The organism is Alcanivorax sp., from assembly GCF_051117345.1.
Lineage (GTDB): Bacteria > Pseudomonadota > Gammaproteobacteria > Pseudomonadales > Alcanivoracaceae > Alcanivorax.
In genome coordinates, this window is the sequence record NZ_JBNPEC010000014.1 from 1 (window position 1) to 7,335 (window position 7,335).

The window sequence follows — 7,335 nt, forward strand, 5'->3', positions numbered from 1 at the left end:
CGAAGCGGCGCACCGCCAGGTACGGCACCAGAAACAGGATGGTCGGATCGCGTCCCACCACCTGCCCCGCACCGGCCGCCGCCATTCGCCAGCAGTGATAGCCGCTGCCGCAGCCCACATCCAGCACCCGCCGTCCGGCCAGGGGAGACAAATGTGGTGCGACCCGCTGCCACTTCCAGTCAGAATGCCATTCGGTGTCGATCTGCACGCCGAAGAAATCAAAGGGCCCCTTGCGCCAGGGAATTAGCCCCTCCAGAGCCCCTTTCACGTCCGCCGGATCAACCTCGCCGGGCTTGCCGATGCGCAGGGTATCCGCCGCGAAATCACAGTCTGCCGGCCCCTCGGGCAGCGCGTTGAGCGCCGCCAGCCAGCGGGGCAAATCACCATGGGGGTTATCCAGCAGGCGATCCCGACACAGGGCCATCAGCGTGTCCCGCTGGGGCTGGGCATAGAGTTCCCGCAGCGCCGTTTCACACTGCTGCAGATAGTCCTTCAGCATCAGCGCACCGCCAGCAGAGAGACGAAATTGAAGCAGCGGAACCAGACATGGATCTCCCGGTAACCGGCCCGACGCAGACGCGCTTCATGATCCGCCAGGGTTTCCGGTATCAGCACGTTTTCCAGCGCGGTGCGTTTCTGGCTGATCTCCAGATCCGAATAGCCATTGTTACGCTTGAAAGCATGGTGCAGCTCGGTCTGCAGGGCATTCTCCGCATCGTCCGCAAAGCGGATCTTTTCCGACAGCACCAGAATACCGCCGGGCACGGTAGCGTCGGCAAGACGCTGAATCAGGGCGTCGCGCTTGTCCGGGGCAATGAACTGCAAGGTGAAATTGAGCACCGCCATGGAGCACGGTTCGAAATCCATGCTGGCTACATCACCTTCCAGCAGACTGACCCGCTCGCTTTGCCCGGTTTCTGCAATCAGTGTGCTCGCCTGACGGATCATGGCCGCAGAATTATCCACGGCGATCAGCCGGTTGCCCTGATCTGCAGTCAACATTGCCATGGCCGTGGTGGCTGCACCCAGGGAACAGCCGAGATCATAGAGACAGGTATCCGGCTGGGCGTAACGGGCGGCGAGGACCCCGATCATGTCGATGATGGTGGGATAGCCCGGCACCGAACGTCGAATCATGTCCGGGAAGACACGCACCACGGTGTCATCGAACGAAAAGCGGGTCACCTGCTGGTGCGCCGTGGCGTAAATACGGTCCTGCTGGTCAGACATAGGGGTTCCGGTATCACAATGCGGGGCGAATTATAGCGGGTGATACCGGTAGGTAGGAATGCCTCACGCAAATCAGCGAGAGGCATCTTCTTCACGTCATCCGTTTTTGTTGTCCGACGCCGGGCATTCAGCGCTTCACTTACTTCAGGCTGACCCGCAGGTTGGGGTTGAAGTCTTCATCGGCCAGATCGCTCAGATAGCTTCGCACGAAATCCTGAACGTCACTGTCACCCTGTTCACCAAGGCGCTGCAGGGCTTCTTTCAGAGGCAAGGTCTGGCCATGGAGAGCTACCCGGGAGGCGCTCAGATTCAGACCCAGATCAATCACCGCGTATTCCAGATTCTCTGCCTGGCGGGCCAGTACCATCTTTTCCAGCACGCTGCTGCCATCCTGGCAGGACAAGGAGAGCACTTGCTCACCTGAGGTCAACGCCAGCTCATCGCTTTCAATCAGATCATCGACCAGAGCGCCGAACGCACTCTCCTGACTCGCCGCCAGACACAACCGCTCGCTCATGCCGCTACTGATTTGTGCATGGGCCGGCAGCGCCAACACAGCAAACAGGACAAAAGACAAATAACGCATGCAGGAACCCTCTATCCCAAAACCCGAAAGACACAATCGTCGGAGGCGGATTATACGAATTAAACACTACACAAGTTAACCACTCTCACACATAAAGATGGCAAAAAAGTGACGAAATGCAATATTCTGGCTTCATACGGCAGTCATTAATCCTTCCTAGAATCCCTGACCGAAACAGGCATAACTATTGCTTAGGCTTCCAGACAAGACCATTCAATCGACGGGAGACACCGGTATGTCCACTTTCCGCAAGCATGACGCCGCTAATGCCCTGACCTGCGGAGCCCTGCTTCTGATGTTCGGTGGAGTGATGCTGGCTTTACAGGATGTGCAGTGGCAACTGGTGAGCATGGCCAGTTTCCATGGCGGCGTGGTTCTGACAGCCGTGGCCCTGTGCTTTCATGGATGGCGGCGTCACCAGGCCTGGCGCCTGGAATTCCTGGTGCTGGTCATGCTGGGGATACTGGTGACACTGGCCCCCTTGATGCCACTCCCCTTTCAGGATTTTCTCGAATACCTGATGCCTTGACGTCTATCAGGCTGCTGAGCCTACAAAGCGTTATTCACAGACTCCCCAGGTACCGAGCAATGGCATCGCGCATAGCGGTCAGAGAAAGCGGTTTGATCAACTGGCCGTTCATCCCTGCTCGCTGTACCCGCCCTCCCAGTTCGGATACCGCATGGGCGCTCAGCGCCAGGATCTGACAAGGGGGCCAGTGTTCACGTTCTTCACAATCGCGCATTCGAGCGGCACTGGTGAACCCGTCCATCACCGGCATATCCAGGTCCATCAGTACCAGGTCATAATTACCGGCAGCTTGCTGGAACATGTCCAGCGCGCGGGCGCCATCTTCGGCAATATCAATCCGGCCGATACCCAACCGCTCCAGATACCCCTTTGTCACCATCTGGTTCACCGGGTTGTCCTCCACCACCAGCACCTGCAGTGCGGCAACGGCTTCTTCCCCTTCCTCCTGTGAAATAATCGGAATACTGCTGGGTATCTGCCGCCCCAGTAACTGCTTGAGTTCGTTCACCGTAAGCACCGAACGACGCAGCAGCTGCACCTGTGGAGGTAACCAGTCCGGAGCATCACAGCGCATCCCGGTCAGCAGCAAAATCTGCAACGGCGCCTGACTGATACGCACCATCTGCAGGGCTTCCTCCAGCAGGTCCCGGTCGGGCATACCGTTGATCAACAGGACCCCGGCCCCTTCCAGTGACCCCAGCGCCGCCAGTTGCGAGCTATTACTGACCCGGTGCACCGCCTGAAACCGCCGGTCCGCCAGCATCCAGTCCGCCAGGTTTCCCTGCACATCCCACAACCAGGCCGGCGGTGCCTCCTGCTCCATCGTCGGCACATCCCCTTTGTCCGCCGCCATCTGAACGCTGAAACTGAAACGGGCCCCCTTACCGGGAGCACTTTCCACATGGATGTCTCCGCCCATCAACGCCACCAGTTCGCGGCTGATAGACAATCCCAACCCCGTGCCACCAAAGCGTTTCGCCGTATCCGCAGAGGCCTGGGCAAAATGCTGGAATAACCGGGCCTGCTCTTCCTGACTGAGGCCAATGCCGGTATCGGTCACGGCAAAGCTGAACAAGGGCTGTTCCTGGCTTACCTGGCGATAGGCCAGAGACAGTACCACTCTGCCGTTTCGGGTAAATTTGACGGCGTTGCCCAGCAGGTTGATCAGCACCTGACGCAGCCGGGTAGGATCACCCACCACCCGGGAAGGGGTATTGCTATCCATATCGAGCAGCACCAGGGTGCCGTTATCACTGGCGGGCAGATTGAACATCTGGGCGCACTCGGCCATCAGCAGGGGCAGGTCAAACTCCTCTTCCACCAACTGCAATTTACCGGCCTCAATCTTGGCAAAATCGAGCACATCATTGATCAGCGCGGTGAGGGTGCGCCCGGCACTGTCGATCAGGCTGATGTATTCCTGCTGTCGGGGAGTGGGATCGGTTTCGCGTAACAACTCGGCCAGCCCGATCACCCCATTGAGGGGAGTACGAATTTCGTGGCTCATACGAGCAAGGAACTGCCCCTTGGCCAGACTTTCCGCCCGGGCACTGATGGCGCGGGAATTGGAGCGGTAAACCAACAGGGCCAAGCCCAATACCATGGCATAAAGCAACAGCACCGCCAGCATCAGAAAAATGCTGCCTCGCAGTTTTTCCTCGCGCGTGTGCTCCACCAGCTGCACCGACAGCTCTACCAGGCTGTCAGACAAGCCTGCCAGCGACTGCATGGCATGGCGGCTGCGATCATAGGCCTGCTCCCAGCTTACCTGGACCCGGGGCGCCAGAATCAGCTCTTGTTCAGACCACAACAGAAATCGTTGCAGTTCGTCCTTCACCAGCCGCCACTGCTGCTGCAGCTCGATGGCACCGGTCCTGGCGGACAGCGCCTTGATTTCGCTGTCGATAACCGAGAGCTGCTGCTGCAGACGCTGCCAGGCATTTTCCAGACGACGGGCGTCGTTATCCCCCAGGTAACCACCACGCTGACTGACATAAAGCGCCAGCGCACGAATCAACCCGATGTCATTCTGCGCCTGACGAAACGAGCCCAACGTCAGGGACAGCACTTCATTGGGCTCCAATCCCTCCCCCACTGACATATCCGACGCAATCAGCACTGAGGAAAGGGCATTGCCCAGACGCTGGGCAATGCGATTGACGTTATCGTAGGGACCCGCCACGTCTTCCAGGGGAATACCGGTTTTCACGGTCAGACCCGCCCAGGTTTCGCTAAGCAGTCCAGCTTGGTCATTCAGGCCAGGTATGTCCCGTTCACGCACCTGCTCCAGAAAGGCCTGTAACCGGCTGTCCGCTCTCGCCGCGCTGAGCTCAAAACGGGACACGATCTCCGGATGCTGGGTATGGATCATCACCGGCGCCAGGTCACGCATGTCATCCAGGGGCGAAAAGGCCGTCAGGCCACTTTCGAACAACCTGAGATCGCCCTGCATGGTCTTGTAGCCCGCCAGCAGATCCAGGCGATGTTGAACCATCAGGAAAGACGCAATCGCAAAGGGGACGGTGATAATGGCAAACAGCAATGCCATTGCAACGCCAGTGCGCATACCGTTCTGTGATGGTTTTTCCATCCGCCTTTCCCTATAAAGGGTATCCTCATCGGGTATCTTGTATTGTGCCACCAGAAAATCGCCGCCACATCAGGTAAACCGGGAACACCTTGCCTCATGATGACAACAATGAATGTAAAAGTTTGCTATCTGTTGCCGCTGATCGCCCTGCTGGGCCTGGTTTCCTGCGGCACTCAGCCCAACCGTGAGCAGCCCCCTACGGCCCAGAAGCTGCCAAGACTCAGCACTGGATCAAGCGACGAGCAACGCGGGCCGGTGACACCAACCGCCCAGGCCGTGGACCTGTCTTACTTCCAGGTCCCCCAGCAACTGGCCGGCCTGAAACTGGACGGGGAAATCAGCACCCAACGGGGCCGCACCCTGCATTATCGAAGTGAAGATAAAAAAGAGCAGTTATCACTGACCCTCAGCGGCCTGCCTGCGGGCTGGGATAACATGCCGGCGGAGCGGGCTGTCGCCAGTTACTACAGCGAGGTACGACAAAGACGGGTGAACCAGGCCCTGCAAGACAGCGCCAATGCCCTGACCATCCTCAGCGAAACCCTGCTGGATCTGGAAGGCCATCCCTCCGCCCAGGCCCAAATGCGCTGGGTGGAAAAGGGGAGGCCTATCCAGAACCAGTCCCTGCTGGTGACCCTGATTGATGGGGTTTACATACGCATCAACAATGCCAGTTACCAGCAAAGTCCCCGCTGGCTGTTGCAGCATGGCAAACGCGCGCTGGCCGAGTTCAAGGCGGCACAGAAAGACAGCAGCAAGCCGCAAGCTTCAAGCGACAACGCGGATAAAAGCCGGGCAGAACAATTACTCTCTGCCCGCGATTCTGAACTGGGCGAGGTTCTGTCTTTCTTGAACACGACAAGCCACACCCAGAATCTGGACGCGGCGCCAGCGTTGCAACACAGACAAACCGGGATTCGCGTTGCAGCTTGTAGCTTGTAGCTTGCGGCCTGTAACCATGACAACCCCAACCTTCTCACCCATCCAGCCGGCCACCGTTGACTGGCAAGAGACCACCCCGGTGGCGGTGGACTTTGACGATCCCTATTTCTCCCGCCAGGACGGCATGGCAGAAAGCGATTACGTGTTTCTGCAGGGCAACCGGCTGCCGGAGCGCTTCCGGGCACTGGCCGCAGGCGCTAATTTCGTTATCGGTGAAACCGGCTTCGGTACGGGTCTGAATTGCCTGCTGGCTGCCCGGGATTTTCTGGAGCACGCCCCGGACAGCGCCCGGCTGCACCTGGTCTCCGTGGAAAAGCACCCACTACGCAAAGCGGATCTGGCCAGAGCCTTGGCCCATTGGCCGGCGCTGGCCTCGCTGGCAGAGAGGTTGCTGTCAGAGTATCCGGCCCCGACTACCGGCTTTCACCGCCTCCAGCTACACCCCCGTGTGCAGCTGACCCTGCTCCATGGCGATGCCCTGGCGTTGTGGCCACAGTTCCACCACCCGGTGGATGCCTGGTTTCTGGACGGCTTTGCCCCGGCCCGCAACCCGGACATGTGGCAGCCAGAACTGTTCGCCCAACTGGCCAGACTCAGCCGGCCCGGCACCACCCTGGCCACCTTTACTGCCGCCGGGGTTGTCCGTCGCGGACTTGCCGAGGTCGGCTTTGTCATGCACAAGCGCGATGGTTTCGGCCACAAACGGCATATGCTGGTTGGCAAGATCGAAGGCCAGGAAGCCCCCCACCCCGCACCGGCAACGGGCCACGTCCTGGTAGTCGGTGCCGGACTCGCCGGGTCCACCACAGCCCGGGCCCTGGCCGAGCGGGGCTGCCGGGTAACGGTGCTGGACCCGGATGGCATCGCTAATCATGCCTCCGGCAACCTGGCCGGGGTGGTCTACAGCACCCCCAGCCCCCATCTCACCGCCCAGAACCGCTTCTATCAGCAAAGCTACGGCCACGCCCTGCGCTGGTTGCAACGCCACGGATACCCGGCACAGCCGGAAGACGGCAACCTGAACGGGGTGATCCAGCACTACGTGGATGAGCGCCAGCGAGACAAGCTGGAGCAGGCCATGACAACCGGTGCCTGGCCACAGGAGCTGCTTCAGCCTCACGGCGATAATGCCGTGCAACTGCTCGGCGGCGGCTATCTGAGGCCGGCCCGCTGGTGCCAGCATCTGCTGAACCATCCCGCCATCAGCCAGGCGCCGGCCCGGGTGGTCTCCCTGAAAGAAGGCGCCCCGGCCCAGGTGGCGCTGGAGCACGGGGAAACGCTCAGTGCCGATGCCGTCGTCCTCTGCACCGCCGGTCACAGCCAGTCCCTTCACGGCCTGGGCTGGTTACCGCTCAAACATATCCGTGGTCAGGTGAGCTATTGCCGGGCCTGCGAGGCATCCCGACGCTGGCAACAGGCCCAATGCCACGGTGGTTACCTGACCCCGGCCCTGAACGA

The 7,335-nt window shown here is 59.9% G+C and carries 7 protein-coding genes; 3 read left to right on the forward strand and 4 right to left on the reverse strand.

Features of this window, described 5'->3' with window-relative positions; translation table 11 throughout:
• From ACFE0K_RS01360 to ACFE0K_RS01370, 3 genes are all read right to left on the reverse strand, one after another.
• Positions 1 to 499: DUF1698 domain-containing protein (locus ACFE0K_RS01360; protein WP_434534348.1), on the reverse strand; the 499-nt coding region annotated here is incomplete at its 3' end.
• Positions 499 to 1,230 carry a carboxy-S-adenosyl-L-methionine synthase CmoA gene (cmoA, locus tag ACFE0K_RS01365; RefSeq protein WP_434534349.1) on the reverse strand — a complete coding sequence of 244 codons (732 nt, stop codon included), beginning with the start codon at positions 1,228 to 1,230 and terminating at the stop codon, positions 499 to 501. The genes ACFE0K_RS01360 and cmoA, both read right to left, overlap by 1 nt.
• Positions 1,231 to 1,369: 139 nt before the next feature.
• Positions 1,370 to 1,816, reverse strand: a complete 447-nt coding sequence (locus ACFE0K_RS01370; protein WP_434534350.1) for a hypothetical protein — start codon at positions 1,814 to 1,816, stop codon at positions 1,370 to 1,372.
• Positions 1,817 to 2,051: 235 nt separating this feature from the next.
• Between ACFE0K_RS01370 and ACFE0K_RS01375 the strand changes: the two genes are divergently transcribed.
• Positions 2,052 to 2,345, forward strand: a complete 294-nt coding sequence (locus ACFE0K_RS01375; protein ID WP_434534351.1) for a hypothetical protein — start codon at positions 2,052 to 2,054, stop codon at positions 2,343 to 2,345.
• A gap of 34 nt (positions 2,346 to 2,379) precedes the next feature.
• Here the strand turns inward: ACFE0K_RS01375 and ACFE0K_RS01380 are convergent, their stop codons facing one another.
• The gene (locus tag ACFE0K_RS01380; protein ID WP_434534352.1) at positions 2,380 to 4,935 is read right to left on the reverse strand and encodes an ATP-binding protein; all 2,556 of its coding nucleotides are present in this window, start codon (positions 4,933 to 4,935) and stop codon (positions 2,380 to 2,382) included.
• Positions 4,936 to 5,043: 108 nt separating this feature from the next.
• Between ACFE0K_RS01380 and ACFE0K_RS01385 the strand changes: the two genes are divergently transcribed.
• Together ACFE0K_RS01385 and mnmD are read left to right on the forward strand one after the other, a co-directional pair.
• On the forward strand, positions 5,044 to 5,877 hold the full coding sequence (locus tag ACFE0K_RS01385; RefSeq protein ID WP_434534353.1) for a hypothetical protein: 834 nt from the start codon (positions 5,044 to 5,046) through the stop codon (positions 5,875 to 5,877).
• 16 nt (positions 5,878 to 5,893) lie between these two features.
• Positions 5,894 to 7,335, forward strand: a 1,442-nt coding sequence (gene mnmD / locus ACFE0K_RS01390) for a tRNA (5-methylaminomethyl-2-thiouridine)(34)-methyltransferase MnmD (protein ID WP_434534354.1), incomplete at its 3' end; no start/stop codon positions are given.

What these genes read in the sequence shown, in the direction of transcription:
- cmoA (WP_434534349.1), bottom strand. Translation starts at nt 1,230, where the DNA reads ATGTCTGACCAGCAGGACCGTATTTACGCCACGGCGCACCAGCAGGTG.
- ACFE0K_RS01370 (WP_434534350.1), bottom strand. Translation starts at nt 1,816, where the DNA reads ATGCGTTATTTGTCTTTTGTCCTGTTTGCTGTGTTGGCGCTGCCGGCC.
- ACFE0K_RS01375 (WP_434534351.1), top strand. Translation starts at nt 2,052, where the DNA reads ATGTCCACTTTCCGCAAGCATGACGCCGCTAATGCCCTGACCTGCGGA.
- ACFE0K_RS01380 (WP_434534352.1), bottom strand. Translation starts at nt 4,935, where the DNA reads ATGGAAAAACCATCACAGAACGGTATGCGCACTGGCGTTGCAATGGCA.
- ACFE0K_RS01385 (WP_434534353.1), top strand. Translation starts at nt 5,044, where the DNA reads ATGAATGTAAAAGTTTGCTATCTGTTGCCGCTGATCGCCCTGCTGGGC.